The 26,936-nt window shown below is 65.3% G+C and carries 24 protein-coding genes and 1 tRNA gene; 8 read left to right on the top strand and 17 right to left on the bottom strand.

All coding sequences use genetic code 11. The features are described 5' to 3' along the window. Positions 1-39: 39 nt before the first annotated feature. The 6 genes from AC0QDI_RS01680 to AC0QDI_RS01655 all read right to left on the bottom strand — a co-directional run bounded on the left by AC0QDI_RS01680 (position 40) and on the right by AC0QDI_RS01655 (position 7,289). Positions 40-2,109, bottom strand: coding sequence for an outer membrane protein assembly factor BamB family protein (locus tag AC0QDI_RS01680; protein ID WP_474664619.1), 2,070 nt, complete (start codon positions 2,107-2,109; stop codon positions 40-42). Positions 2,110-2,116: 7 nt separating this feature from the next. Then, the gene (locus AC0QDI_RS01675) at positions 2,117-3,061 is read right to left on the bottom strand and encodes a twin-arginine translocation signal domain-containing protein (protein ID WP_474664617.1); all 945 of its coding nucleotides are present in this window, start codon (positions 3,059-3,061) and stop codon (positions 2,117-2,119) included. A 304-nt stretch (positions 3,062-3,365) separates the two neighbouring features. After that, entirely contained in the window at positions 3,366-3,821 is a 456-nt protein-coding gene (lrp, locus tag AC0QDI_RS01670; RefSeq protein ID WP_474664615.1) for an HTH-type transcriptional regulator Lrp, read from the bottom strand. Between the two features lie 621 nt (positions 3,822-4,442). Beyond that, positions 4,443-4,517 (bottom strand) — tRNA-Glu (locus AC0QDI_RS01665). Positions 4,518-4,628: 111 nt separating this feature from the next. Next, the gene (locus AC0QDI_RS01660; protein WP_474664613.1) at positions 4,629-6,017 is read right to left on the bottom strand and encodes an alkaline phosphatase family protein; all 1,389 of its coding nucleotides are present in this window, start codon (positions 6,015-6,017) and stop codon (positions 4,629-4,631) included. Between the two features lie 54 nt (positions 6,018-6,071). Continuing rightward, on the bottom strand, positions 6,072-7,289 hold the full coding sequence (locus AC0QDI_RS01655) for an inositol-3-phosphate synthase (RefSeq protein ID WP_474664611.1): 1,218 nt from the start codon (positions 7,287-7,289) through the stop codon (positions 6,072-6,074). 302 nt (positions 7,290-7,591) lie between these two features. Between AC0QDI_RS01655 and AC0QDI_RS01650 the strand changes: the two genes are divergently transcribed. The 6 genes from AC0QDI_RS01650 to AC0QDI_RS01625 all read left to right on the top strand — a co-directional run bounded on the left by AC0QDI_RS01650 (position 7,592) and on the right by AC0QDI_RS01625 (position 12,864). Then, positions 7,592-8,392 (top strand): TatD family hydrolase, encoded by an 801-nt coding sequence (locus tag AC0QDI_RS01650; RefSeq protein WP_474664609.1) that lies wholly within the window; start codon positions 7,592-7,594, stop codon positions 8,390-8,392. Between the two features lie 3 nt (positions 8,393-8,395). Next, entirely contained in the window at positions 8,396-9,226 is an 831-nt protein-coding gene (locus AC0QDI_RS01645) for a sugar phosphate isomerase/epimerase family protein (protein WP_474664607.1), read from the top strand. A 13-nt stretch (positions 9,227-9,239) separates the two neighbouring features. Next, entirely contained in the window at positions 9,240-10,235 is a 996-nt protein-coding gene (locus tag AC0QDI_RS01640; RefSeq protein ID WP_474664605.1) for a UbiA family prenyltransferase, read from the top strand. Positions 10,236-10,394: 159 nt separating this feature from the next. Beyond that, entirely contained in the window at positions 10,395-11,243 is an 849-nt protein-coding gene (locus AC0QDI_RS01635; RefSeq protein ID WP_474664603.1) for a sugar phosphate isomerase/epimerase family protein, read from the top strand. Positions 11,244-11,321: 78 nt separating this feature from the next. Next, positions 11,322-12,059, top strand: a complete 738-nt coding sequence (locus tag AC0QDI_RS01630) for a fumarylacetoacetate hydrolase family protein (protein WP_474664601.1) — start codon at positions 11,322-11,324, stop codon at positions 12,057-12,059. Positions 12,060-12,159: 100 nt separating this feature from the next. Further along, complete coding sequence (locus tag AC0QDI_RS01625) at positions 12,160-12,864, top strand: MBL fold metallo-hydrolase (RefSeq protein ID WP_474664599.1); 705 nt, start codon at positions 12,160-12,162, stop codon at positions 12,862-12,864. A gap of 22 nt (positions 12,865-12,886) precedes the next feature. Here the strand turns inward: AC0QDI_RS01625 and AC0QDI_RS01620 are convergent, their stop codons facing one another. The 11 genes from AC0QDI_RS01620 to AC0QDI_RS01570 all read right to left on the bottom strand — a co-directional run bounded on the left by AC0QDI_RS01620 (position 12,887) and on the right by AC0QDI_RS01570 (position 24,830). Beyond that, complete coding sequence (locus tag AC0QDI_RS01620) at positions 12,887-13,192, bottom strand: hypothetical protein (RefSeq protein ID WP_474664597.1); 306 nt, start codon at positions 13,190-13,192, stop codon at positions 12,887-12,889. A 155-nt stretch (positions 13,193-13,347) separates the two neighbouring features. After that, the gene (locus tag AC0QDI_RS01615; RefSeq protein ID WP_474664595.1) at positions 13,348-14,439 is read right to left on the bottom strand and encodes a DNA topoisomerase IV subunit A; all 1,092 of its coding nucleotides are present in this window, start codon (positions 14,437-14,439) and stop codon (positions 13,348-13,350) included. After that, a complete protein-coding gene (locus tag AC0QDI_RS01610; protein ID WP_474664593.1) occupies positions 14,436-16,922 on the bottom strand; it encodes a DNA topoisomerase VI subunit B in 2,487 nt (828 codons plus the stop codon). Before AC0QDI_RS01610 ends, AC0QDI_RS01615 begins: the two co-directional genes overlap by 4 nt. Before the next feature lie 122 nt (positions 16,923-17,044). Then, positions 17,045-17,401 carry a DsrE family protein gene (locus tag AC0QDI_RS01605; protein WP_474664591.1) on the bottom strand — a complete coding sequence of 119 codons (357 nt, stop codon included), beginning with the start codon at positions 17,399-17,401 and terminating at the stop codon, positions 17,045-17,047. Positions 17,402-17,547: 146 nt separating this feature from the next. Further along, complete coding sequence (locus tag AC0QDI_RS01600) at positions 17,548-19,008, bottom strand: dihydrolipoyl dehydrogenase (protein ID WP_474664589.1); 1,461 nt, start codon at positions 19,006-19,008, stop codon at positions 17,548-17,550. A 148-nt stretch (positions 19,009-19,156) separates the two neighbouring features. Next, positions 19,157-20,161 (bottom strand): two pore domain potassium channel family protein, encoded by a 1,005-nt coding sequence (locus AC0QDI_RS01595; protein WP_474664587.1) that lies wholly within the window; start codon positions 20,159-20,161, stop codon positions 19,157-19,159. Then, positions 20,158-21,417, bottom strand: coding sequence for a hypothetical protein (locus AC0QDI_RS01590; RefSeq protein ID WP_474664585.1), 1,260 nt, complete (start codon positions 21,415-21,417; stop codon positions 20,158-20,160). Before AC0QDI_RS01590 ends, AC0QDI_RS01595 begins: the two co-directional genes overlap by 4 nt. A 101-nt stretch (positions 21,418-21,518) precedes the next feature. Then, positions 21,519-22,040: an SPW repeat domain-containing protein gene (locus AC0QDI_RS01585; RefSeq protein ID WP_474664583.1), complete on the bottom strand. Its 522-nt coding sequence runs from the start codon at positions 22,038-22,040 to the stop codon at positions 21,519-21,521. A gap of 108 nt (positions 22,041-22,148) precedes the next feature. Next, positions 22,149-22,577, bottom strand: a complete 429-nt coding sequence (locus tag AC0QDI_RS01580) for a universal stress protein (protein WP_474664581.1) — start codon at positions 22,575-22,577, stop codon at positions 22,149-22,151. 67 nt (positions 22,578-22,644) lie between these two features. After that, positions 22,645-23,424: a sulfite exporter TauE/SafE family protein gene (locus tag AC0QDI_RS01575; RefSeq protein ID WP_474664579.1), complete on the bottom strand. Its 780-nt coding sequence runs from the start codon at positions 23,422-23,424 to the stop codon at positions 22,645-22,647. Between the two features lie 137 nt (positions 23,425-23,561). Then, positions 23,562-24,830: an NRAMP family divalent metal transporter gene (locus AC0QDI_RS01570; RefSeq protein WP_474664577.1), complete on the bottom strand. Its 1,269-nt coding sequence runs from the start codon at positions 24,828-24,830 to the stop codon at positions 23,562-23,564. A gap of 619 nt (positions 24,831-25,449) precedes the next feature. Between AC0QDI_RS01570 and psmA the strand changes: the two genes are divergently transcribed. Next, positions 25,450-26,196 carry an archaeal proteasome endopeptidase complex subunit alpha gene (gene psmA / locus AC0QDI_RS01565; RefSeq protein WP_474664575.1) on the top strand — a complete coding sequence of 249 codons (747 nt, stop codon included), beginning with the start codon at positions 25,450-25,452 and terminating at the stop codon, positions 26,194-26,196. Next, on the top strand, positions 26,189-26,905 hold the full coding sequence (gene psmB / locus AC0QDI_RS01560) for an archaeal proteasome endopeptidase complex subunit beta (RefSeq protein ID WP_474664573.1): 717 nt from the start codon (positions 26,189-26,191) through the stop codon (positions 26,903-26,905). The genes psmA and psmB overlap by 8 nt, the downstream gene beginning before the upstream one ends. Positions 26,906-26,936: the final 31 nt, after the last annotated feature.

The raw sequence follows: 26,936 nt of genomic DNA, 5'->3' as shown, positions 1-26,936 counted from the left end.
CGTTCGACTCGAAAAAATGTCTCCGGCGGTTCGACGGCGTTACTCCTCGAGCGAGAAGACGGCGATCGTGTTGCCCTCCTCCTCGACCTGATTCCCGCCACCGCCGGGAATCGCGACGTACTGTTTCCCTTCGGTCGGGTCGTACCAGCTCATCGGCGCGCCGTCGACGCCGTGATTACCGACCTCGTGGGCGGCCAGTTGTTCGCCCGTTTCGGTATCGAAGGCGTGGAGCCGTCCGGTCGGACCGCCGGCGAAGGTCACGCCCGTCGCGGTCGTCAGCGAGCCGCCCCACGGCGGCCCGGCCCGCCAACTGAACCAGTTCTGCCACTTCACGTCGCCGGTTAGCGGGTCGATCCCGGCGACGACGCCGGCCATCTGGTTCCACGCCGGCACTTCCTCGTCTTCGAACTGTTGGGTCTCTTCGTCTTCCTCCTCTTCTTCTTCCTCTCCGCCGTCTTCGTCTCGCTCCTGTTCTTCCTCGTGCAGTTCGTCCCCGCCACCGTCTTCCGTTTCGTTGCCGACGGTATCCGTCTCGTTTCCGATGGCTTCCGTCTCGTTTCCAATAGCTTCCGTCTCGTTCTCGATGGCGTCCGTTTTGTTCTCAGCGGCGTCCGTTTCGTTCGCGGGCGTTTCGTCGCCCTCTCGCTGCTCGCCGACTTCAGCCTCGTCCGCGTCCGCCGCCATTTCTTCGTCTTCGGCCGTCTCGTCGCCCTCCCGCTGCTCGCCCTCCTCCGCGTCGACCGGCTCCGTCTTTCGCACGGTGTCCATTCCGATGTAGGTCGTCCCGGGCTCGTACTCCACCTCGAACCAGGAGAACTTGATCGGATAGTTGGTCCCTTTGACGACTAACGTCTGCGTCTCGGGATCGTACGCGCTGGGCTGGGGATTGGTCCCGCCGATGAGGTCCGGCATGATCCACGGCGCGCTCTCGAGGTCGTCGTAGGGCGGCAGACTGAACATGTTGAGGTGCTGGACGTACTCGTCGCTACGCTGGTGGAGCTGGCCCGTCTCCATGTCGACCGTGTACACCCAGCCCGTCTTGCCGGGCCACGTCGCGAATTTCCGCGTCTCGCCGTCGACATCTGCCTCGAAGACGACCGGCGGACTCGGCGAATCGTAGTCCCACCAGTCGTGCGGGGAGTCCTGATGGTGCCACTGATACTCGCCGTCCGCGGCGTTGACGGCGACCTTGCCACAGGAGTAGGGATTGTATCCCGGTCGAACGGTGCCGTACCACGGTCCTGGATTCGCCGACGGGATAACGACCGATCCGTTATCGGGGTCGATCGCACCCGACGCCCAGGCGGTCGCGCCGCCGTGCTCCCACGAGTCGCCGACCCACTCGTGTTCCGGCGTCATGTTGACGCGCCACTGCGGGCTCCCGTCCTCGAGGCTGATCGCGTCGAAGAAGCCGCTGACGCCGAACTCGCCGCCGAAGCTGCCCTTCATGAGCATGCCGTCGTAGATCAGCGGCGGGAAGGACGACGTGGTCCCCCGCGATCGCTCCCACATCAGTTCCTCGTGCATGAGGTCGTCGGCGACTTCGCCGCGATAGGCCGCCGCGCCGTTGTAGTACCACCGCTCTTCGCCGGTGTAGCGGTCGATCGCGATGACGCCCAGATCGAGCGTGCTCTTGTAGACCGTATCTCCGAGGACCGCGGGCCCGCGTTCGGCTGGCGGCGTCGCGTCGGACGCACCCACGTAGGGTTCGTAGAAGTGCGTCCAGAGGAGTTCGCCCGTTCGCGCGTTGATCGCGTACAGCATGTCAGGCCCGACCGTCGTGTACATGATCGGCGGGTCGCCGTCCACGACGATCGGCGAGCCCTGGAAGTCGTTCGGATCCTCCGCGACCTCGAGTCGATACTCGGCCTCGAGTTGATCGACGTTCTCCGGGGTGATGACGTCGGCCGTCGTGTGGCGCTGGGCCTCGTAGGAACCGCCCATGATGAGCCAGTTGGTCGGCTCCTCGCCGGTCTGCGCGAGGTCCTCCTCGGTGACGTCCACTTCGGGTATCTGGTCGATATTACCCTGTTCGATGACTGATTCACCCGGTTTCTCGTGCCACGGTGCGTCTTCCGGAAGTTCGATGAGGTGGGATTCGTAGGTCATGTCGTTGTCACCTGGATAGCGGTGCCGGGTTCCTCGGCGCACGCTTGTCGTCCGTGATCCGGATGACATCGTTGATGAGGAACTCCTGGCCGATGATCATGATCGCGGTGCTGGCGGTCGTCAGCGTCGTCAGGTGGTCGTCGGCGATGTCGCCGGCCGCGAGATCGCGCGCGGCGGAGCCCAGCAGGTAGTACCCGCCGAGCATCGACTTGGTATCCCAGAGCCCCCGGTCGATCATCTCGTCGGTGACCAGCGGTTCTCGCTGCCAGAGGTAGTGATCGAGCCCGTCGATCCAGAGGAGCGACCCCTCCGCGGCCCGCTGGTGGAGCGGCGCGACGTACTCGTGAACGACGCCGTCGTCGACGACGTCCGCCGGCGGATAGTCCGGCGTCGCCATCCACCACGACAGCTGCTCGCGCGAATTCACGATATTGGTCACCAGCGCCGTCTGTTCCTCCGTTGCGAAGCCGATCTCCGAAAGCGTCGCCGGCAGCGCCTCGATGTGCAGGAGTTGCCGCGTCGTCGCCTCGATGTGATCGGGCTCGAACGCCGGCACGTTCTCCTCGGCGCTCGCGAAGAAGCCGACCTCCGAGAGGTGGTCGTTGATCGCCCACGCCGCCGTCGTCAGCTCCTGGTACGCCGACGCTCCCTGCTCGGGAATCCCCATCGACGCCAGTTCTGGCAGCAGTTCGAAGCTCGCCTCGAGCCCCGCCAGTTGCTCGTTCAACAGCGCCGCGTCGAGCGTTCCCGTCAGTCCACCGCGGACGGCCTCGCCCATCTCTGCGAGCCCCTCCGCGGTGCCGCTCGAGACCTCCACGCGGAGATCGCGTAGCGTCGCACCGGCGATACCGCCGCCGGCGATGACGCCGAGGGCTTTGAGAAAGTCGCGACGATCCGCGTCGCTCACCTCCCCGTAGCTGTACCTCTCTTCAGGATTGGTACCATATGCCATGATGCTTCTCGAGAGACGCCGCCCGACTCAATAGAAGCTTCCACAGTTTATGGTATGGAATATATTTCTTCCGGAGCGTCGATTCGCTGTATTTGTCCCGTTAGACATTGGTAGATGTTATCACAAAACAATCGAACGTTAGTCTCCTCCCCCGACGGACAATCGGTCGTTTCCGTCCTCGAAAACGGAGTAATTCGGGGCGCCGGTCGGACAGTCGCGCTCGAGTCGTCGCTACCGAACGAGCGGAGACCGGGCGTCCGCAGTCGCTGTCGAGTTCGTTCAACAGTTCGGTGACCGAACGCGGTTACTCCGTGTCGAGCTCGAACTGTTCGTTCTCGGAGACGGCGTTGAGCACGATGCTCGTATTCGACTGATTAATGTCGGGATCGGTGATCAGGGACTTGATCTCGTCGTTCATGTCGTCCGTATCTTTGAACTTCCCGATGGCGATCACGTCGTAGTCCCCCGTGACCTCGTAGACGGAGATCATCTGGCGGTGGTCTTTCAGCGTCTGCGTGATTTCGGGAAGCGCGCTCCCCTCGGCTTTCAACTGCATCACGGCAGTGACGTCGTACCCCACCGCGTCGTAGTCGACTTTCGGCGTGTAGCCCTGGATGACGCCTTCCTCCTCGAGGTCGGAGAGGTGGTTCGAGACCGTCGTGACGGAGACATCGAGTTCTTCGGCGAGGCTGCGGAGGCTCGCTCGGCCGTCGTCGAGCAGTTCGTTTACCAGATCCGAATCCAGGTTTTCGTAGGTCATTAGCCGGTACGAAGTGCTCCATCTACTAGGAGTTTACGAATATCCAGTTCTATTCGCGCCGAGTGAGTCGATGTTGTGAGATAAACGGATGAGTCGCGTATGGGAGTGAATTGACGTAAATAGACGAATCACCACCGCCTCCACCGTGCCATGTGCATCCATCAAACGAACGAACGGCTACAGCCGACGGACCGATCGAAACCGGCGGTATCACTCGTTCTTTCCCGATTCGAATCCTCGTGCGTAACGTTGACGACTCGAGAATTCGGTCATCGCGAATCTGCCGTGTGGGATTTGTACTAGGTGGGATATGGTTACGGCTCGAGAGAGGGCCGCTCTCTGCGGAACAAAGCCGAACAATTCGATCGAAGACGAGAGATAACGGGGTGCTCCGTCTGGGATTTGGACCCGATGCAAATCCTCACTTCGTTCGGATTTCCGTGGTTCAACTCCCAGAGCGTGCGCTTCCTTCTTCACTCGCTTCGATCGTTCAGAAGAGTGCTCCGTCTGGGAGTTGAACCACCTGAAGACGGACCACTCACTTCGTCGCGGTTGCGACTTCCGTAGTTCAAATCCCAGCCATGCGCGCTACGCTCGCTTACAAACGTTCGCTCGCTGTAGTGCTCCGTCTGGGATTTGAACCCAGGTCATCGGCTCGAAAGGCCGAAATGATTGGCCGGACTACACCAACGGAGCATACCGATCCGCCACACGCGCTGTGTGCAACTGGTCGTTGCCGGGGGCTAGTAAAAAGGGTTCCGTTCCGGGCTGGGGGTGGCACGCTATCACGCACGAGACCAGTTCCGGTCAGGACCGTCGAAGCGACGCTCCCTCGAGCGGCATCGAGAGCTCCCCCTCGAGCCCGAGCAGGTCGACGATGGTCGGCGTTACGTCGGTCGCGTCGACCGGGCCGTCGCCCTCGAGTTCGGGCGCTGCGGGTCCGCCGAGGCCGAAACAGCCGAACGCGGATTCGTCGACGCGGCCGTGGGAGCCGCTCACCCGCGAGGCGTCGAGCGAGACGAGTCCCTCGTCGCCGAAGAACAACTCGCAGGGGTCGAAGCCGGGTTTGGCGTGGATGTCCATCTCGGTCGCGTACGGCGGCGCGTTCGCGCGGTCGTCCCACCAGTAGTACTGAAACCAGGCGTCCGGATCCGCCACGAGAACGAGGTCGCCCGCGTTCGGGTGATCGATCCCGCGCTCGGCCTTCCCCGAGTCGTCGAGCACCGTCTCGATTCCCTCGAGCTCCGCGAACGCGTCGCGAGCGGCGTCGACCGCCCCCTCGTCGGCGTAGACGTGTGCGATCTGGTGGTCGACCATCGCGAACGCGTCCGAGTCGGCGATCTCGGCGTCGCCGTCCGCGTCCGTCTCGAGCAGCCCGGTCTCCCGAAGCGCGCGGTTGGGGAATACGGGTCGGTCCACCTCGTGAAACCCGTACTCGCTGACGAGGGTGAGGACCGTCTCGTCCCAGCGGTCCGTTTCGGAGAGATGGGCGAGGAACCCCTCGAGGAGGTCGTCGACGGTCTCGAGTGCCGTCGCGAAGGCGTCGCTGCCGGGGCCGTCGCTCTGCCCGGCGTAATCCAGGTGGGGAACGTAGATCCACAGCAGGTCGGGATCGAACCGGTCGATCGCTTCGCTCGCGGCCGCCACGATCCAGCGGCTCCCCTCCTCGTTCGCGGCGGGTCCCCAGTAGTTGTGCAGCGGAAAGTGCCCCAGTTCCTCGCGGAGGTCGTCGTAGAAGCCGTCGGGGTTCGTCCAGCAGTTCATCTCGAGGATGTCGTTGTTCTCGTCCTCGATCGGCGAGGGCGTGACCGCCACGTCGGCGCTCGTTCCGATCAGGTGCTGGAAGTTCAGCGCGCCGGTGGTCAATCCAGCCTCGTCGCTCGCGACCTCCCAGAGCCGGTCGCGACCGTTTCGGTCGCGCTCCCAGAACTCGGCTGTTTCTCGCTCGCGGTCGTACTCGCCGCTCGAGATGTCCCCGTGCTCGCCGGGACCGCACCCGGTCGCGAGAGTGGTCTGCGCCGGAACCGTGACGGCGGGAAACGGTGGTCTGAGGTCGGTCACGCGTTCGCTCGGGAACTGCGACTCGAGCGTCGGCGTTCGGTCGGCGTCGATGTGCTGGGGCTGGAGACCGACGACATCGAGGACGATCGTTCGGCCGGCCGTCTCGGTCGTTTCGGGAATCGTGGGTGCGGTCATGGGATTTCAGGGGCGTGTCGGGATGGAGCGGAAAGTGGTGGAAATCGTTGCGTCTCAGCGATGGGCCTCGGCGTAGTCGTACAGTCGGTCCAACTGCCGGGAGAAGTCGTGCTCGTCGACCCCGATGGGTGCCTTGAAGAACGACGCGAGCTGGGGCTGAAGCCCGCCGTCGCCGTGCTCGTCGGCGTGAGATATCAGGCGCACCAAATCGAGCACGAGCGGCGCGGCGAGCGCGGAGTCAGACCCTTCCCAGGTGAACTGCATCTTCATCTCCGTGTCGAGGAAGCCCTCGAAGTGGATGTGGTCCCAGGCCGTTTTCCAGTCGGCCAGCGAGGGCGTGTAGTCGATCCGCACGCGGTTGTGACCGATATCGGGGAGGATCGAGTCGAGCACGTCGCCCTTGCTCGCGAGCTTGCCGGCGGCGTTTTCCTCGTCCTCGAGGACGAGGCCGTCCTTGTTGCCGAGGATGTTGTGGCCCTCCCAGCTCATGACTCGCAGATTGCGGCCGGCGAACATGGGCGCGAGCGCGGACTTGACGAGCGTCTCGCCGGTCTTCGCGTCGCGCCCCATATGGGGGACCTCGTTTTCGGCCGCGAGTTGGCGGATTCCCCCCAGCGCGTCGGCCGCACTCGGCGTGAAGTTGACGAACGGATGCCCGCCGGATATCGCGGCGTAGGCGTAGAGGACGCTCGCCGGAAGGTCGCGGTCGTCTTCGTCGATCGCTCGCTCGAGCGCGTCGCGCGTGTCGTATCGCTCCGGCGCCGCCAGTTCGGGTTCCGTCGAGGCGACGTTGACGACGACGAGTCGCTCGAGGTCGTGGCTATCGCGGAAGGTCTCGTAGTCGTCTCGAATCTGGTGGACGACGTCGCGGATCGGCAGGGTCTCGTCTAGCTGTTCGCTGTCATCGGAAACGGCGGCACCGCAGTTGACCGCCGTACCGACCTCGATCCGATCGTCGATCGCTGCCAGGTCGTCTCGAACCGTCTCGAGCGTGTCGGCGTCCGGAACGCCGTTTCGATCGCGCTGGCGTTCGGCCTGCGCGACGAGCGACGCCGGTTCGATGTCGTGGCCCCCGAAGACGAATCCCTCGACGGGCGGGAGCTCGAGGCTCGAGACCGGGTCGCGCTCGGTGACCATCCCGGTGGTGTCGGTCGCTCCCCCGGCGATGGCCCGAGCGCCGACGATCGACATCGTCGCGACGTTTCCGCGTGCCCCGACGAGCCAGACCCCCGTTCGCTCCGCGTCGTCCACTGGGTCCTCCCTGTGGCTCATCGGATCTCATCCTCTCCCGGCGGTCGCTCAGCCCGAACTGGCGACGCGCGTTCACCCGTCTCCTCGTTCGAACCGATCCACGCCGGGCACCTCGCCGCCGTCGCTCGTTCGATCAGCGTCATTCCCACGAAGGTGCGGGCCGAACGACTTTCGTTATGACTCGCGTAGCGGGAGTAACGTGGTTTTGATCGCTCGAAACGCCGTATTCCGCCGCCGAGAGCTGTTGATTCGCCATCATCAACCGCCGGTTTGGCGATCGAACGATCACAGCACCAAACCGTCGGGTCGTGGGACGGCAGAATATGCGGATTATCGATCCTCACATGCACATGGTCTCGCGCTCGGCCGACGACTACCGGCGAGCGCGGCGGGCGGGTATCGAGTGCTGTATCGAGCCCGCGTTCTGGAGCGGTCAGGACAAACACCACGCGGGTGCCTTCTTCGATTACTTCGAGCAGATCATCGAACACGAGACCGACCGCGCCGAGCGCGCCGCCGGGATGGACCACTACGTGACGATCGGCCTCGAGCCGAAGGAGGCGAACTACCGGGAGATGGCCGAGGAAGTCGTCGGTCGGATCCCGGAGTACCTCGAGCGCGACCCCGTCGTCGGCGTCGGCGAGATCGGCTTCGATCAGGTGACCGACGACGAGGAGTGGGCGTTCCGCCGCCAGCTCGAGATTGCGGAAGAGCGCGAACTCCCAGTCATCGTTCACACGCCCCACACGGACAAGCCCTCGGGCACCGAGCGGATCGTCGAGATTATCGAGGAGATGGGCGTCACCCAGGAGCGAATCATCATCGACCACAACACGGAGCACACGATCGACATTTCGACGCGGACGGACTGCTGGATCGGCTTCACGCTCTATCCGGGCAAGATCGAGGCCGAGTCGGCGATCGACCTGCTCGAGGAGTACGGCACCGACAACATGATCTTCAACAGCGCCGCCGACTGGGACCCCTCGGATCCGCTGGCGGTACCAAAAGCACGTGACCAGATGCTCGACCGGGGCTGGGACCGCGAGGAGGTCCGAAAGGTCGTCTTCGAGAACCCCTACGAGTTCTTCGACCAGTCGCCGAACTTCGAGTACGAGGCCTGACTCATGCAGTTCGGCTTCTCCACCAACGCCTTCCGGGAGTACCAACTCGAGGACGCGATCGAAGCCATCGCCGACGCGGGTTACGACGGCGTCGAACTGCTGCTCGACGAACCGCACCTGTATCCGCCCAACGCCACCGACGAGGAGCGCGAGCGCATCGAAGACGTCCTCGATCGACACGGAATCGCGATCAGCAACGCCAACGCGTTCATGCTGACCGCGATCGAGGGCTTTCACCATCCATCCTACGTCGAACCCGACGAGGAGTACCGCCAGCGACGCATCGACTACACTAACGCGGCGCTCGAGACCGCGGCCGACCTCGGACTGCCCTATATCTCGATCGAACCCGGCGGGCCGATTCCCGACGGCAAGTCGCGCGAGTGGGCGATGGACACCTTCGTCGACAGCCTCGAGCGAGTCATCCCGACGGCCGAGGCGGTCGGCGTCGACCTCCTCGTCGAGCCCGAACCGGACCTCCTGATCGAGACCGGAGACGAGTTCCTCGCGCTCCTCGAGCGGGTCGACTCCGAGCGCGTGAAGTGCAACTTCGACGCCGGCCACTTCTACTGCATCGGCGAGGACCCCGCCGAGCTCGTCGAACTCCTCTGGGATCACACGGACCACTACCACCTCGAGGACATCCCGGCCGACCGGACCCACGAACACACCCAGCTCGGCGACGGCGCGATGGACATCGACGGGTTCCTCGCCGAACTCGAAGAGCGGGGCTACGACGGCTTCGTCACCGTCGAACTCTACCCATACGAGGAGACGCCGATCGAGACCGCGCGGGAGGCGATGGCCTACCTCGAGGAACGCGGGTGGGCGTAGGGTGGCCGGCGGTGTGTCGTCGGATCGAAACGAGAATACGGGGTCGGACGCAGACACGGAGTCGGACACAATCGACGGCGAGAGCGAAACCGAACCCGAACGCAGTCTCCGGACGACCCTCGGAGCGGTCGGCGAACTGGTCCGCGTGCCGAACCTCTTCACCGCGCCGCCGGACGTGATCCTCGGGGCCGCGCTCGTGGCCGCTGCCGGCCACGATTTCGCCCCAGCTATCGTCGCCGGACTCGCGATCGGTTCCGTCTGCCTCTACGCCGGGGGAACGACCCTCAACGACGCGTTCGACGCGCCCGTCGACGCCCGAGACCGACCCGAACGCCCGATTCCTTCGGGTCGAATTTCCCGACGCGCCGCGTTCGGACTCGGATTCGCGCTATTGGTCGTCGCCGTCGGGATCGCGTTCGTCGTCGCCGGCGATCCTGCCGCCGTCGCCGCCGGAGCGGTCGCCGTCGCGGTCGTCGCCTACGACGGTCTCCTGAAGGGATCCGCCGCCGGCTTCCTCGCGATGGGTGCGACGCGCGGGCTGAACGTCGTGCTGGGCACGACCGCGGCCGGGGCTGTGGTACTCGAGTCCCCGCTCCGACTGCTCGCCGTTCCCGCGGTCGTCACCGGTTACGTCGCCGCCGTCACGTTCATGGCCGCTCGAGAGACCGAGGGCGGCAACCGAGGTGCAGTCGCGGTCGCCGCTACCGGTGCGATTGCAGCGGTGCTCGCCGTCGGCTGGTTCCTCGTGAGTAGGAGTCCGACCGCACTCGAGGCGACGGTCGCGACCGCGTTCGCCGCCGCATTCTGCTGGTGGGTCGGGCGTCCCCTGCGAGCCGCGGCCGCCGATCCGGTACCGAGTACCGTCGGCCCGGCGGTCGGCGCGTGCGTCCTCGGGCTCGTATTACTCGACGCGGCCTTCGCCACCGCAGCCGGGATTCGCTGGGGACTCGCTGTCGGCGTCTTTCTCGTTCCGGCGGTGGGTCTTTCGTATATCTTCGACGTGACGTGACGACCGATATATAGTAGCTCGCACTGTGATGCTGCGATGGCTCGCAGTTCGCCGCGGGACCGCGTGCGCCACCGCACAACGTACGACCGGTCACCGGTCGCGCTTCGAGTGTGACGGGCCAACGAATTAATGGCCGTCCGGTGTACGAGCCCCAGATCGATGGTCGAACTCGCTTTCTCGACGAACGCGTACACGCGTCACTCGCTCCCCGAAGCCGTCCGCCGGATCGACGACCACGGCTACGCCGGCGTCGAACTGCTCGGCGACGACCCCCACGCCTACTTTCCGGCGTTCGACGACGCCGATCGGGACGCGCTGCTCGAGGCCCTCTCGAACACCGACCTCGCCGTTTCGAATATCAACGCGAACACGGCGATGGGCTACTACGACGACGCGCCGCCGTCGGCCTTTTTCGAACCGAGCGTGATCCGCGCGGACGACGAGGCTCGCGAGTGGCGCGTCGAGTACACGAAGCGGGCGATCGACCTCGCCGAAACGGTCGACTCGCCGGCGGTCTGTCTGGCGACCGGCCGTCCCCTTCCGGGAACGACGCCCGAGGAGGCCCGCGACTACCTCCGCGAGTCACTTCGCGAGATCCTCGACTACGCCGAAGCTCGCGATATCGAGGTCGGCATCGAGTTCGAACCCGAACTGCTGATCGAGAACACCGACGAGGTGCTCGAGTTGATCGACGAGACCGGCCGAGATTCGCTGGGCGTCAACCTCGACGTCGGTCACGCGGCCGTCTACGGCGAGGACGTGGCCGAAAGCGTCCGCGCCAGCGCCGGCTCCATCACGGGCGTTCACCTCGAGGACATCGTCGGCGGCCGCCGCGGAAAGCACTACCACCGGATCCCCGGCGACGGAGACCTCGACTTTCGGGCGATATTCGACGCCCTCGAGGACATCGGCTACGACGGGTTCGCGACGCTCGAGCTCTACACCTATCCCGACGAACCCGACCGCGCGGCGCAGGAGGCGTTCGAGGCGCTCGAAGGGTACGTCTAGTCCGGGGACTCGAAACGAGTTCCCCTCGAGCGAGCCGCCTTCTCAATCCTTTTTATCCCCTGCGTCCATCCACCGACTATGAAATTCGTCCGATTCCGCGACCCGGCCGGCGCGGTTCGCCGCGGCGAGTACGAGAACGGCACCGTTCACTTCGCGAACGAGAGCTACGCGCTCGAGAGCGACGAGGTCGACATCCTGCCGCCGTCGGAGCCCTCGAAGGTCGTCTGTATCGGGAAGAACTACGCCGACCACGCCGACGAGATGGGGTCTGAGCTGCCCGATCGACCGATGCTCTTCCTGAAACCGCCGAACGCGCTGGCGGCCCACGGCGACACCGTCACGCTGCCCGCGGGCAAGGAGCGGATCGACCACGAGGCGGAACTCGGCGTCGTCATCGGCGAGCAGTGTCGCCACGTCCCCGAAGCCGACGCGATGGACGTCGTCGAGGGCTTTACCTGCGTCAACGACCTCTCGAACCGCGACGACCAGCGGCAGGAACAGAACTGGATCCGCGGCAAGGCCTTCGACGGCGCCGCGCCGATGGGACCCGTTCTCGCGACCCCCGACGAAGTCCCCGCGGACGCCGCCGTCCGAACTCGCGTCAACGGCGAGACGAAACAGGACGGCTCCCGCGAGCAACTCATCTTCTCGATCCCCGAACTGATCGCCGAGATCACGACCTATCTCACCCTCGAGCCCGGCGACGTGATCGCGACCGGCACGCCCGAGGGCGTCGGCCCGCTCGCCGACGGCGACGAGATCGAAATCGAAGTGGAGGGCGTCGGCACGCTCGAGCACTCCGTCCGCATCCCCTGATCGCGACTCCGTTCCCGGTGTCGGTTCTCGGTCTGGGATCGATCCGATCCGGATCGACCGGAGTGGAACGCTTTTCGGCCCGCTCGAGAAACTGTCTCGCATGACCGTCCGATTCGACGCGGTGACCGTCGACTGGTTCGGCCACGCGGCCGTTCGCCTCGAGGGCCAAACCGGCGCGGTCGTCTATCTGGATCCCGGGCCCGAGGAGTACGGCGTGCTGGACGACCTCGAGCCCCGCGACGGCGATCTGATCCTCGTCTCCCACGATCACCACTACGACCCCGAATCGATTCGACGCGTCGCCCGCGAGGACGCGCTCGTCGTCGTTCACGAGTCGATCGACGCGAGCGCGATCGGCCGCGTCGACGAGAGGCCCGAGGACCTGGCGTTCGAGGTCGAACGCGTCGCCGCCGACGAGTCGTTCGTCCTCGGGCCGCTCGACCTGTTCACGACGCCGGCGTACAACGATCCCGACGGCCCACACACCGACGAAAACGGGACGCCGTATCATCTCGAGGGGCGGGGCTGTGGCTTCGGCGTCACCGTCGACGGGATCACCGCGTTCTGGCCCGGCGATACCGACGCCCTCCCGATTCACGAGGACGTTCCGGTCGATCTCCTGCTTCCGCCGATCGGCGGCACGTTCACGATGGATCGGCGCGAGGCGGCGGCGCTGGCCGACCGTCTCGAGCCGGACCTCGTGCTCCCGGTTCACTACGATACCTTCGCGGCGATCGAAATCGACGCGGACGCGTTCGTCGTCGACGTCGCTCACCGCGGCGTTCCGGTCGTCCTCGACGAGTGAGGAAGTGTCTCGGCGCTGGCGCTCAGACGCCGACGCGTGACCAAGCGAACACCGCGATGACGACGAGCACCAGTACGCCGAACGCGATCCACTGCCCGAAATTGGTGTCGGCGATCGGTGCGAAGACGTCGACGATGCCGGTTCCCTGCAGGAGCCCCAGCGCCAAGACGAGGACGGCCATGATCGAGATTAGGCCGATCGTGACTCCCTCTTTCATCATCCACGCGGTCTCGTCGGCCTCCTGCGCACCGGAGGTCGTCGGTTCGTCTATCGCGTCCTCGTCCGGATCGCTGTGCATCGGCCGTTCGCTATCTTTGTCGTCCGCCATATCACTGATTCTAGATGGTGACAAGTCGTGCGGACGGGAACCGGTTGCACCTGCAGACACAGGGCGTCACCGAAACGTCGGTTCAGATACCGTCGAAAACCAGCGTCGGAACAGCGTCTCGAAATTCGTCTCGAGACGCCTCGGTTCGAAGCGCTCTAGAGGATGCCCATATCGTCCAACCGCTCGGGCAGATACGTCTCCGTCACGAAGTCCAGTCCGTGAGACGCCAGCGATTGCTGTTCGGACTTCTTCCCGATATCGAGTTGCAGTTCGATCTGTTCCGTCCAGTAGTCGGTCTTGAAGCGCGGGTCCTCGAGTTCGCTCTCGAGCGCGTTGATGTCCGAATCCGAGAGCGGGTCGGTCGGCAGTTCGTATTCGACGATGTCGCTGGGCTGGATGCCGATGAAGTCGGCCTCGGGGGTCGCGAGGTACTCCGAGAGGTGGGCGGACTTGATCGAGCCGTAGGCGACGGAGCCGTAGATCCGGTACGACCAGGGGTCGCCGTCAGTGAACACCACCACGGGGAGCCCGAGTTCGTCGTGGAAGCGCTTCGTCAGTCGACGCGTGGCGCGGGCGGGCTGGCCCCCCAGGTGGACGACGATGGCGTTGTACTCCTCGTCGAAGCCGTTCTCGACGAGTCGGTCGCGCATGCCGCCGGTCTCCACGCAGAGGACGAAATCGGCATCGTGGTCGAGGAACTCGATCGTGTCGGGGTTGTTGGGGACCTGATACCCGCCTTGCCCCACGTCGAGCTGACAGTGGATATCGCGGTCGCCGCGGTTCGTTTGCTCGCGGATGTGGAGCGGCCCCATCACCTTCGCCCCCGACTCCTCGGGGCGCATGTGGAAGTCCTCGCGGGTGACTCCCGAGACGATTTCGAGGTCCTCGATCATGCCGTTCGACTCGTCCTGACTCGTGAACTGGGCCTCGTCGTTGTCCCAGCTCTCCGAGAGGTAGTAGAGTTCACGCAGGGTCGACGAGCGGTCCTCCTCGAGTTGCTCGGACAGGAACTCGATGGTGTAGATCGCCTTCAGGAGCTTGCGCGCGCCGCGGACGGAGTTCGCAGACCGGGTCGATTCGCGGTCGCCGTAGACCCAGACGGACATCTCCTCGTCGTACTCGATGTTGTTCTTCGTCCGCGTCGGCACGGACATGTGGGGGATCTCGCCCAGTTCGAACTGGTCGTAGAACTGCGCCGCGAGATCGATCAACTGCTCCCGTGCCTGCTGATTGTCGTCCGTGCTCATTGTTTCACCGTCAGCTTCTCGCTTTCGACGCCTTTGACGTCCAGATCGAACGTCGCGTCGTCCGGTACCTCGTACTCGAGTGCCGCCTCGTCGTCGCTCGAGACCTCGGGTTCCCACTTGACGAACCACTCACCGTCCATTTCGACGACGGTCGCGCCGTCGGAGAGGCTCGTCGGCTCGGCCGAGACGATATCGGTCACCTCGAGCGACTCGTTCGTGCTCGAGTTGTTCTCGACGACGACGGAGACCGCCGTTCCGTCGCCGTTTTCCTCGGTCCGGCGTTCGACGAGGACATTGTTCATGATGCGCGCGATGGCGTCGTCGATGTCCGGCTCGTCGCGGTCGGTGACTTCGGCGACCTTCGCGGCCATTTCGGGGAGGATCTTTCCGAGGACGTTCTGTTTCTTCCGGCGCTTTTCCATCGACCGGCGCTTGTTGAGGAAGCTCTTGAGCTCCCGGGACGCTTCCCGAATGGCGAGTTCGATCTCGTCCTCGATTTCGGGAACGTTCGCGACGGCGTCTTTCGATTCGCTGGTGAAAGGCACGTTCGTCGAGGCGACGTGAACCATGATCACGACCGGCCCGTTGGGCAGGCCGGAGCCGCCGGGCTGGTCGAGGCCGTAGTTGCGCCAGCCGATCGACTTGACGACGTCCGTCGTCGCACAGGCGCCGCGCTGATAGACCAGCGGGACTCGGTTCGCAAAGCGCATGACCTGCCCGGTTCCGTCGGCCTCGAGCTCGCCGCCGTAGGCGATCCCCGCCTCGACGATGAACGGGTCCCCGCCGGAGACGCCGGCGTCGCGCGTCGCGGACGAATAAAACTCGGCGTCGAACTCCTTCTCGAGGCCGGCGGTGATGAGATCCTCCGAGATGGGCGCGAGACACCGCGTCGGCGGCGCCATAATGTCGGTCGCGCGCATCGCGTCGACGAGGTTGCTGGTGGCGTCGCGGTCGCCGTTCAGTTCGCGAACTAGCGGCGGCTCGTCCGGGACGGTCGCCATGACGGACCAGATGGCCTCGATGACGTTCTCGCGCGCCGTCTCGCCGAAGGAGACGTCGTCGTACTCCTCGGTGAGATCCGCGGCTCGATCGACGTGCGATCGTAGTCGCTTGTGAGCGAGTCGGTGGCGAGCGTTCTCGTCCGCGCGTTCGTCCTCGAACTTGGCCGCGAGTCGGTCGGCGAAGGCGTGGATCACCTCGTCGTCCTTGCGGGTGCTCGTCGCGTCGTCCGCGAGGTCGTACAGGTCGGCGACCAGCCGCGACTCGCCGTCGGGTCCGGTCCCGTCCTCGCCGTCCGCTTCGTCTGCTGCCGTCTCACCGTCCGCCCCGACGGCGTCGATCAACTCGAGCCAGACGGCCTCGACGGCGTTCTCGCGGACGGTGTCGCCGAACGTCGTTCCGTGATCGTCCTCGACCGCGTCGGCGGCCGATTCGACCGCCGCGACCAGTTCGTAGTGGGCGATCCGCTCGGAATCGGAGACCGCATCGACGATCGTCTCGGCGAACGCGGCCGTCGCGTCGCGGCCCTTGTTCGCGGTCGCGTCCTCGACCGCGGCGCGGAGGTCGACGGGTTCGTGAGAAGCGGGCGGCCGCCAGCGCATCTCGCGGCCGTAGTGGCGGTCCCGGAACTCGTCGATGACCGACTCCGCGGTCTTCTTCCCGACGCGGGTGAACTCCTCCTGAAGGAAGCCCGAGACCGTCTGGGAGTCCGTCGCCGTCAGCATCTTCATCACGGTGCCGAGCTCGACGCCGTGGGGGTGCGGGCGGATCTCCTCGGTCTCCTCGGGAAGCTGGTCGGTCGCGCGCTCGAACTTGAAGTGTTCCTGGGGTTCGCGCAGCTCGAGGCGGGCGTGGGGGTTGACGACCGCCGTGTGCTTGATGTAGTCGTGGAGCTGCTGGCGGGCGCGCATGTTGGCTTCCATCTCGAGTTCGATGCGCGTCCCGTGGGGTCGGTCCCAGGTGGTCGTCCCCTCGACGCTGATCTCGGGCTCGTTCTCGTCGGTATCGATGATGAGCTCGAAGTACTCGGCCTCGCTCGATCCCTGGGTTCGACTGGTGATCTTCGCGGGCTTCCCGCTCGTCAGCTGGGCGTAGAGAACGGCGGCAGAGATACCGATCCCCTGCTGACCGCGGGACTGTTCGCGTGCGTGAAAGCGAGAGCCGTAGAGAAGTTTCCCGAAGACCTTCGGGAGCGTTTCTTTCGTGAGTCCCGGTCCGTTGTCCTCGACGATCAGGCGGTAGTAGTCACCGGCTTCCTGAATCTCGACGTAAATATCCGGGAGAATGCCCGACTCCTCGGCGGCGTCTAAGGCGTTGTCGACGGCCTCTTTGACGGCCGTGACGAGGCCTCGAGCGCCGCTGTCGAAGCCGAGCATGTGCTTGTTCTTCTCGAAGAACTCGGCGATGGAGATCGACTGCTGGCTCTCGGCCAGCTCCTCGGCGATCCCCGGCTCGTCACCGAGTGTCGACTGTAACGACGTCATCGTTGTCCCATACTAACGGGGAGGCTAAAAGGTGTGTGCTACCGGAGTGAAAGTGTACTCGAAGCGCGTGACCGACGGGTTCGTCGCTCGAGGAGATTCGATTGCGGCCCGGAACTGCCGGCTCAGAAGGTGATGATCTCGTAGTCGTCGTCGACCAGCGAGCGGACGCTCGGGTGACCGTCGTTATCGTCGATGGTAACGACGCCGGCGTCGTCGACCGCTTCGTCGACGCCGAACGCGCCGGAACAGTACTCGCAGGCTGCGGCCTCGTCGCTGACGGCTTGATAGAGGTCGTGGTAGTCGTGATCCTCGTCCTCGAGTTCCGGGATCCACTGCGTCCCGGCACCGTCGAAGATGAGTTCGAGGTCGTCGTCGGAGTTCTCGGAGAACTCCTTTGCCGCCTCGAGGCCGTTGACGAGACGGCCGGTGTCACTGTGCGATTCGGTGCCTGCCAGGATAATAATCGCTGCTTTCGCCATTACGACAGTACTCGGTCGCGGGGTCACAAAAGGGGAGTGCGGTCGTGTGCAGCGGACGCAAATCCGCCGACTGGGAAATTACAGTGGAACGAGCGGTCGCGCGGATCGGAACCATTGACCGAGTCTCGATCCGCCGAAGGCTGGTTTCAGTGACTGTGATCGTGGTCGTGGCCGTGGCTGTGACTGTGGTCGTGCCCGCCACCCTGGGTGAACTGCCCGGAGAACGCGCGTTGAACGACCTCGGAGAGCGCGGGGTGAATGTGAACTGACTCTCGGACGTCGTGGACCGTCCCGGAGCCGGCCGTCATCGCCACGACGACCTCCTGAATCAGGTTCGACGCCTCGGGACCGATGATGTGACAACCCAGGATCTCGCCCTCGAGGTCGATGATGGGCTTGACGAACCCCTCGGCTTTCATCGCGCTGCCGCGGGCCGTCTCCTCGTAGCGGTAGGTGCGCTTCGCGTACTCTCTGTCTGCAGCGCGTAGCTCCTGTTCGGTCAGCCCGACGCCGGCGACCTCCGGCGAGGCGAAGACGGCGAAGGGCATCGCCGAGTAGTCGACCGGCTCGAGTTCGTCGCCGAACAGGCTGCGCGCGACCGCCTGCGCCTCGTGATTCGCGTTGTGTTTCAGCAGGTACTCGCCGACGATATCGCCGAGCGCCCAGACGCCGTCGGCGGTGGTTCGCAGGTACTCGTCCGTCCGCACGAATCCGGCCTGATCGGTTTCGATACCGGCGGCCTCGACGTTCAGCGTATCGGTGTTCGGAACCCGACCGGCCGCGACGAGCAGTTCGTCGCCGGTGACGGAGACGGGGTCGTCCGGACTCGCGGCGCTGCCGCCAGCGTCCGCGAACGGACGTGCCTCGACGGTGATCGAATCGTCGTCTCCGGAGACGGCGGTCGCTTCGTAGCCGGTGTACACGTCGAACCGGTCGGCGTAGCGTTCGGTGAACGCTGCGGCCACTTCCTCGTCGGCATCCGGAAGCAGGTTCGGTCGACGGCCGACGATCGACACGTCGCTCCCGAACGTGCCGAAGAATTGCGCCAGTTCCGCGGCGATGTAGCCGCCGCCGACGATGACGAGGTGATCCGGCGGGGTCTCTAACTGGAGTGCCTCGGTACTGGTGAGGTAGTCGACGGTATCGATGCCGTCGATCGGCGGCATGGCCGGGCGCGTGCCCGCCGCCACGAGGACGGTGTCCGCGCGAATGCGTTCTCCGTCGGTCGAACCGCCCGAGAGCTCGAGCGTTCGGTCGTCGACGAATCGGCCCTCCGCATCGTACAGATCGTGACGATCGGACGACGTCAGTCCGCGCCGGATCGAGTCCGAACTGCCGTGGACGTCCTCGGTGACCTCCCGGACGATGTCGGCGAACTGGACGTCGTTTACCGTAGCGTCGATCTTGAACTCGCCGGCGCGCTCGATCGTCTCCATGACGTGGGCGTGGTACAGCAGCATCTTCGAGGGGATACAGCCGCGATTGAGGCAGGTGCCGCCGAGTCGGCCCTTCTCGACGACCGCGACCGACTGTCCCTGATTCGCCGCGGCGTTCGCCACGTCGAGGCCGGAGCCGGAGCCGATGACGAGAAAGTCGTACTCCTCCATACGGAGTCGAGTGGTCGCCCAACGCTATGAATATCGGCCCTGCTCACAGTGAATCTCGGTCCGGTTCATACGAACCGCTGTCAGTCAGTTCCGGTGCACCCGCGATCCGCCCTGCGAGCGCGGCGGGACACAGGTACAGCAGACCGTCTCACTCCTCGAGCGGCGGCCACTCCCAGGCGTCGGCTTCGACCACGCCCAGCAGACGGCGGCGACGGTCGGTCAACTCCGCGAGAGCCTCGGCGAACTCCTCGTCGGAGACGGTCGGAATGTCGTCCTCCCGGAGCCGACCGAGATCCGGCGCGCGCGGGACCGCCGGCTCGGGCTCGATGAACGAATCGTCGAGCGTCTCGAGGTAACTCCGTGCGCTCGAGCGGCCGGTCGCGATGATCGCGGGATCGAGGCTCTGCTCGTCCGGAATCCCGTACCGAAAGAGCATGAGCGCTTCGTCGAGGATGGGAACCGCGACGGCGGAGGCCTGCTCGCCCTCTTCGCTGTGATAGTAGTGCAGAATCGGATAGGACTTGTGCTGTTCGGCGAGCAGGCTCAGTTCCGACGCGAGGGACTCGACGGTCAGCTCGAGGCCCTGAAAGTCCTCGCCGGTCCAGCCCGTTCGGACGAACGCTTCGCTTCGGTCTCCCAGTCCCGTGACGGTACTGGCGAAGGAGCGTTTGTCGGAGACGGCCCCGAGGACGGTGAGGACGTAGGAGACGCCGAGCGTGACGAACGCCATGCCCGAAGCCGTCGTGAACGCGCTGGCGACCTCCCAGACGTCACCGCCGTACACCGGGGTGTAGTCGCCGTTACCGTCGGTGAACATCGTGTAGGCGACGTAGTAGAACCGCCCCCACCAGTCGGCGGGGCTGCCGGTGCGAGAGTTCACCACGGCCATCGACTCGCTCGCGAAGATGAGCGTCCAGCCGATCCAGATGAGTCCGATCCACATCGCGAGCGTGGCGGTGAGGATGATCGGTCCGGCGAGGCTGAGGGCCCTGTTGTGATCCCGCGTAACGATCCGGAGACCGCGCCAGATAACCGTCGTCAGTCGACCGGAGATCGGACCGGAGCCTCCGTCGACCCAGAGGGTCGTCCAGAGGATGTCCACGATCGCACCGACGAGGATGACGATGCCGGCGACGAGGTAGACGGGATTCATTCCACGACTGCCCGCTGCTCGACGACCTCGGCCAGCACCTGTGCGATTGCCGCGTTGGTTTCGGGACTGTAGTGGCCGCCCTCCCCGCGTTCGACGTACAGCGACTCGACGTCGCCGTCGTCGGGCGAGAGGTGCGTGGCCATGTCGATCGTCGTCAGGTCATCGTACGTCTCATCGAGTCGCTCCAGCAGGTCGCCGTAGATCGGCCCGTGTTCGGACTCGTATTTCGCGTACCGGAGCTGCTGAACCATCACGAAGGTCGGCTCGAAATTCTGCTCGTCCGCGTAGTCGACGAACTCCCGGATGAGCGCGTCGAACAGGGCCTCGTGGGTGTCGAACAGCCGCTCGTGGTACCGCACGCGGGGCTGTTCCAGTCGCAACGCCGACTGGGTCTGAGCCAGATCGAAGTCGATTCCCGGGATCGATCGACCGAGACGGCGCTCGAGTTCCTTCCCGGCCGTGTAGCCGGCGTAGCGGAGGTGTTCGTTCTTCTCGAAGAAGTCCGCCGTGTACGGCCGCGTCGCGAAGTGCGGCTTGAACCAGTGGTCGTAGTGGAAATCGTACTCCCGGAGGAAGTCGGCCTTCGACTCGAGGTCGAGCAGTTCCTCCTTCTCGTCGACGGGACTCTCGACGCGCTCGAGGTCGCCGTCCTCGAGGACGTAGCGGGGTTTGACCGCGAGAATGTTGCCGAACTCCTGGTAGTGTTTCCAGACGCTGAGGATGCGCGCGATCGAGGAGGCGGTGACGACCATGAAGACGTGGTCGGTCGGATCGTCGGGATACTGGCGTTTGAGCCGCATGAGCGCCTGATCGAGGCCGTAGTTGCCGCCGCCGTAGTTGGCGACGTGGGTGTCGAGTTCCCGCGCGAGATAGTTCTGAAAGGTCTCGTCGTCGTCGACTTCCCGGCAGAAACAGTAGGAGTCGCCGTAGGTCGAAACCGTGCGGTCGGCGTCGGGATCGCGTTCCTTCGCGGGGCAGACCCGACTCGCGTACTCGTCGGTCGAGTACGTGACCGTGGTGCGGACCTCCTCGCCCGGGAGGTGATCGCCCGTGTCCTTCTGTTTCTCCCGGTTCGGTTGGGGAACCCACCCGAGTTCGGGATCGAAGCTACTGAACTTCCCCAGTAACTCCCGATCGATCTCGGGGAACTCCTCGGTGGCCACCGAGGGGATCCGTTCGAGCGCTCGATACGACACGACCTCGAGAATCACCGCACCGACGACGAGAGCGAGCACTATCGCGACGAGCGGAAGCATCGAATCACTGTACCAGAACGCGGGATAAGTGGATTGGGCCGGAGTATGCCACAGTCATCGAAACCGACAGCAACGCGACCGTACCGTCGGTCCGCGAGGGCTCACCTCGCCGTTCTCCGCACGTTCACGTGGCGACGCCGATCGCGGATCGCAGAGGCGCTGTACGACCCGATCCCGAACGCGAGCGATCCGACGACGATGTCGGTCCAGAAGCCGAGACCGCTCGCGGTCTCCGCGATACCCGATCCGTTCCCGAGCAGGAACGGCGATGCGACGAGCCACAGGCCGAGGAGCGCGACGAGGGACGCGACGCCGATGCTCCCGAACTCCTCGTTCGATCGGCGGGAGTAGTTGTACGCGCCGGCGACGAGCAGCGTCGCACCGACGAAGCTGTCGTTCCAGAACTGGCTCGCGGCGAGATCGAGGACGAGGGCCTGTACGAGTAAGGCGAGCCCGAGCAGGCCCACGATCGCCGACAGTCCCGTTCCTCGTTCCGCAGCGTTCGGCCCGTACGGGGTCCTGTCGGCGCCGGTCAGTCCCTCGTCCCCGCGATTGTCGTCTTCGGTCTCTCCGTCGTCCCGCCAGGGCGTCTCGGGGTTCTCCGTGCCGTCGTATTCGCTCATGGGCCTCTCGAGCCGATATCGGTCACTCGTCGCAAAGAGTCCGCGGCCCGTGTGTGCAGGGCCTCGAGTCGGACGATTCGACGGAGTCGTCACGGTACGGCAGCGCCGTCATCGAGCGACCGTCACCGGCACCGGCGAGTGTCTGACGACCACCTCGGCGACGCTGCCCAGCAGGATCCGTTCGATGCCGGATCGGCCGTGGCTGCCGATGACGACGTGATCGACGGGATCGCGTTCGGCGTACTCGAGGATCTCCCGGGCCGGCGTTCCCATTCGCGTCCGCGTTTCGACGGCGACGCCGCGCTCGTCGGCGATGGCCTCGGCCGCGGCTAACTGGTCGGCGGCGTCGTCCAGCAGCGCTCGCGCGTCGTCGCTCATCTCGGCGTCGTCAGCGACGTTCGGAATGTACGGCAACGAGGTGGTGTCGACGACGGCAAGCGCGACGAACTCGCCGTCGGGAAACAGATCGAACGCGTACTCGAGGGCGTCGCGAGCGGGCTCGGAGTCGTCGAACGGGACGAGGATCCGCGGTGGCATGGAACGTGTCGACGTCCACGCGCGTCGCCTTCAGTCTGGTTCCCGCCGACGTGACGGGCTCCGCCGCTCACAGGGCGAGATAGGGGCCGACGCCCAGCAGGACGACACCCAGCGCGACCTTCAGCCGCTCGGGATCGATGGCGTGGGCGACTCGCCACCCGACGACGACGCCGAACAGGAGCGGCGTGCCGATGACGACCGCGAGCGGCACGAGGACGTTCCCCTGCAGGAAGTAGCCCGACGCCGCGAACGTCGCGATGAAGATCGACTGGACCTGCGCGACGGCGACGGCGAGCAACATCGGGACGCCGACCAGTACCAGCGCCGGCACGGCCAGCACCGGCCCGCCGATTCCCAGCAGGCCGCTGCAGACGCCGAGGGCGAATCCGAGGCCGGCGAGTACGGTTCGGCCGCCTCGAGTCAGGGGCTCGAGGTCGTAGATCGGGCTGAACCCGCGGCGCTCGCGGTACAGGATGATCCCGCCGACGGCCGACGCGACGCCGCCGAGCAGGAGCCCGAATACGGAGCGCGGAACGAACGCGTTCGCGTACGCGCCGACGAGCGCGCCGAGGATACTCGCGCCGCTGAGGACGATCGCGATCGCGCGACTCTCGCCGGTCTTCATCTCCCCGGAGTGGAGGTAGGCGGCGCTCCCCACGAGTCCGGTGACGACGAACGTGGCGTGGGCGGTGCCGGCGACCTGGCTCGAGGGGAGCGACGTCAGGGAGTAGAGCGCGATCGTCACGAAGATCCCGCCCGGGCCGATGGTGGTGATGCCGATCCCCGAGAAGAAAGCGATCGAGGCGAGCAACAGGACCAGGGGGAGGTCGAAGGGGAGCGCGAGCATATCGCCTATCGATACGACTGGTCGGTTCCCGCGCTACTCCTACCTTCTGCTTCCCGCCTGCTCACGGGAGGCGTTCGCTTCCGGTATCACTCCTGTCTCTCCTCTTCGTTCCCGCTCGCTCACCTCCGCTCGAGCCCTCAGAGGATGTTCAGGATGGTTTCGTACAGCGACTGGACGGTCAGGAGGCTGCCGACGAGCAACACGAGGCCCGCGGCGATGAACGCGACGTTTTCGTACCAGTCGACGTCGTGGAACCTGTTGACGGCCCCGATGAGCGCGAAGACGGTGACCGGCAGACCGATCGCGCCGTTGACGGCCGGCATGACGATCGCCAGTTCGACGGGGCCAAAGCCCGTGTAGGCGAGCAGCGGAAGCGCGGTGATCGCCGAGAGGACGATCAGCGCGATGACGGTTCGACGGAACGCGGCGTCGCCGAAGACCGTGTCCCGACCGAGCGCCTGTGGGACCATGAACCCGGCACCGAACAGCGTCCCGGTGGCCGAGGAGATCGAGGCGAGGAACGCCGCGAGTATGAACACGACGAGCGCGTAATCGCCGAGAATCGCCGCGAGCGGTTCTCCGGGGCCCGTCAGCGTCATATCTCCCCCGGAAAGGGTGACCGCCGAGACGATCATGACGAAGCTACCGATGACGAGCGTCGTCGCGATTCCGGCGGCGTTGTCCCGACGGTACTCCCAGATGTCGGTCCACTCCTTGGTCGGCTGAATGCTCGACTGGATGAAGAAGTTCGGCCAGTAGACCGTCGTCCCGAGCAGTGCGATGATCGCGGTGAGATACCCGATCTCGGTCTGGAGTATCGGCTGCAGGCCGGCGGCGACCGATTGCCACGGCACGTCGAGGCCCAGCAGCAACAGCCCGTACGAACTGAAGACGGCGAACACCATCGCGGCGATCGCCGCTTCGATCCGATCGTAGACCTTCATTTGCACGATGGCGATGCCGGCCCCGGCCGCGAGGACGATCCCGACGAGGACGTTGTCGAGGCCGGGAACGAGCCAGGCCAGCGCCGCACCGGCGACCGCGTAGTTCGAGACGGCCCACAGCCCGGACATCAGCGAGATGCCGACGAGGAGCGTCGTTCCCCCGATCGGGAGCACGTCGACGATGTAGTCGGCGAGCGGTTCGTCCTCGGTCGCGAGTCGCGCGCTCATGTCGTGCAGCGCGATGTCGACGAGGAACGCGAGCGGTAACACCCACAGCAGGGAGAACGCGAAGTTCGCGCCCGTGTCGGCGAGGATGTAGACCGATCCCGCGCCGAACACGTTCGCAGCGAACAGCACGCCTAACCCGTACCTGTAGAGCGCCCCGTGGATCGCTTCCCCGCCGGGGACGACGTCGACGACCGTCGATGTCGACGTAGGTGCCGACGCTGACTGTTCGCTCACGTTCGCTCACCTCGAGCAGCGGATCGGGCGTCGTTCGCGTCGGAACTCGGAGCCCGGTCGGATCGCAACTCGAGGGCAGTACTCGATACGAGCGGACTGATGGCGGACCCGGCTCTGAAACCGTTCGGGAGACGAGAGAGCGCGAGTCCGCATCGGTGGACGGTTTCCGTGTCCGTTTCCGTTTCCGTTTCGAGCGGAACGTCGACGACGGTACTGTGTTCGTGCATCTGTAGTTATTTCCTGGAAATCGAAAGGGTTGCCGACGCCTCGAGCCGACGAACGGCTGGGTTCTCGGGGTGACTCGACCGGTCCGCTGTCACCTGTGTAGTGGAGTGCGAAATGCTCTACCGAAATCAACGGCAGTGATCCGTTTCAGTGGAAAGCTTGAGATAGCAGCCGACCGTTCATATCGACGGGTTGAGTAATCCGGCAGTTACTCGAGTACGAGACGCGAATCACGGACGAAGACTCCGAGGGTCGACCACGAGATTTCGATCCGGGCGATTCCGCGCGTCGAAAGCGTGCTCGGACCCCTTTCTTCGGGGTTCGTGCCGAACGGACGAAGTTGCCTTCAGAAGAAGGCCTATATATGTCTATCCCTTACCCGAGGTGAAGACTAATGCAAGGACAATCCAATCAGCAGGCGTACGATCGGGGGATCACCATTTTCTCCCCGGACGGACGTCTCTACCAGGTCGAGTACGCCCGCGAGGCCGTTAAACGCGGAACCGCGAGCGTCGGTCTCCGCACGCCCGACGGCGTGGTCCTCGCCGCGAATCGACAGGTCAGCTCGCCGCTCATGGAGCGCGAGAGCGTCGAAAAGATCCACAAGGCCGATGACCACATCGGCGTCGCGAGCGCCGGCCACGTCGCCGACGCGCGTCAGCTCGTCGATCTCGCCCGCCGCCGCGCACAGGGTGAACAGCTCCGGTACGGGCAGCAGATCGGCGTCGAGACGCTGACGCGAGCGGTCACGGACCACATTCAGGAGTACACCCAGACGGGCGGCGCGCGTCCGTTCGGCGTCGCCCTCCTCGTCGGCGGGATCGACGCCGGCGAGCCGAAACTGTACGAAACCGATCCCTCGGGGACGGACTACGAGTGGAAGGCGGCGGCCATCGGTGGGGACCGCGACGCCATTCAGGGCCATCTCGAGGAGCACTACCGCGAGGACCTCGACGTCGACGGCGGCATCGAGGTCGCACTGAGCGCGCTCAGCGCGCCCGAAGACGAGGTCGTCGACGCCGAGGACGTCGACGTCGCGACGATCACCACCGAGGACGAGTCGTTCCGCTCGGTCGAAACCGACCACCTCGAGTCGATCCTCGCGGAGATCGACCACCCGGAGGAGGAGAGCGATGAATAACTGGACCCAACCGTCGACGCCGCAGGGGAACGCCGATCCGTCGCCGTACGAGCCCGAACTGGGTTCGCTCCCCGACGGCAACCGGGGCGACGACCGCGGCGACACCGTCAACAAGACCGGGACGACGACCATCGGCATCACGACCGACGACGGCGTCGTCATCGCGACGGACATGCGCGCCAGCCTCGGCGGGCGGTTCGTCTCGAACAAGGACGTCCAGAAGGTCGAGCAGATCCACCCCACCGGCGCGCTGACGCTGGTCGGTAGCGTCGGCGGCGCACAGTCGTTCATCCGAACGCTGCGCGCCGAGGTCAACCTCTACGAATCGCGCCGCGGCGAGCCGATGCCGATCGAGGCGCTCGCGACGCTCGCGGGCAACTTCGCCCGCGGCGGCCCGTTCCGAGCGATCAACCCCATCCTCGGCGGCGTCGATAGCGAGGGGAGCCACGTCTACAGCATCGACCCCGCAGGCGGCGTGATGGCCGACGACTACACGGTCACCGGCAGCGGGATGCAACTGGCCTACGGCCTCCTCGAGAACGAGTACGAAGCGGACCTCTCGCTCGACGAGGCACAAACGGTCGCCGCGCGAGCTATCAAGAGCGCCGTCGAGCGCGACACCGGCTCCGGCAACGGCGTCTTCCTCGCGGAGATCACCGACGAGGGCGTCGACATTCAGGGCCACAACGACTTCGACGCGGTCATCTAGGCCGTTTCGGCGGATCGTGGACCGCCCCCGC

The organism is Natrinema sp. LJW11 (genome assembly GCF_056135975.1).
Note: the sequence above shows the minus strand (reverse complement) of the source record. Positions and strands in the feature narration are given on the sequence as shown.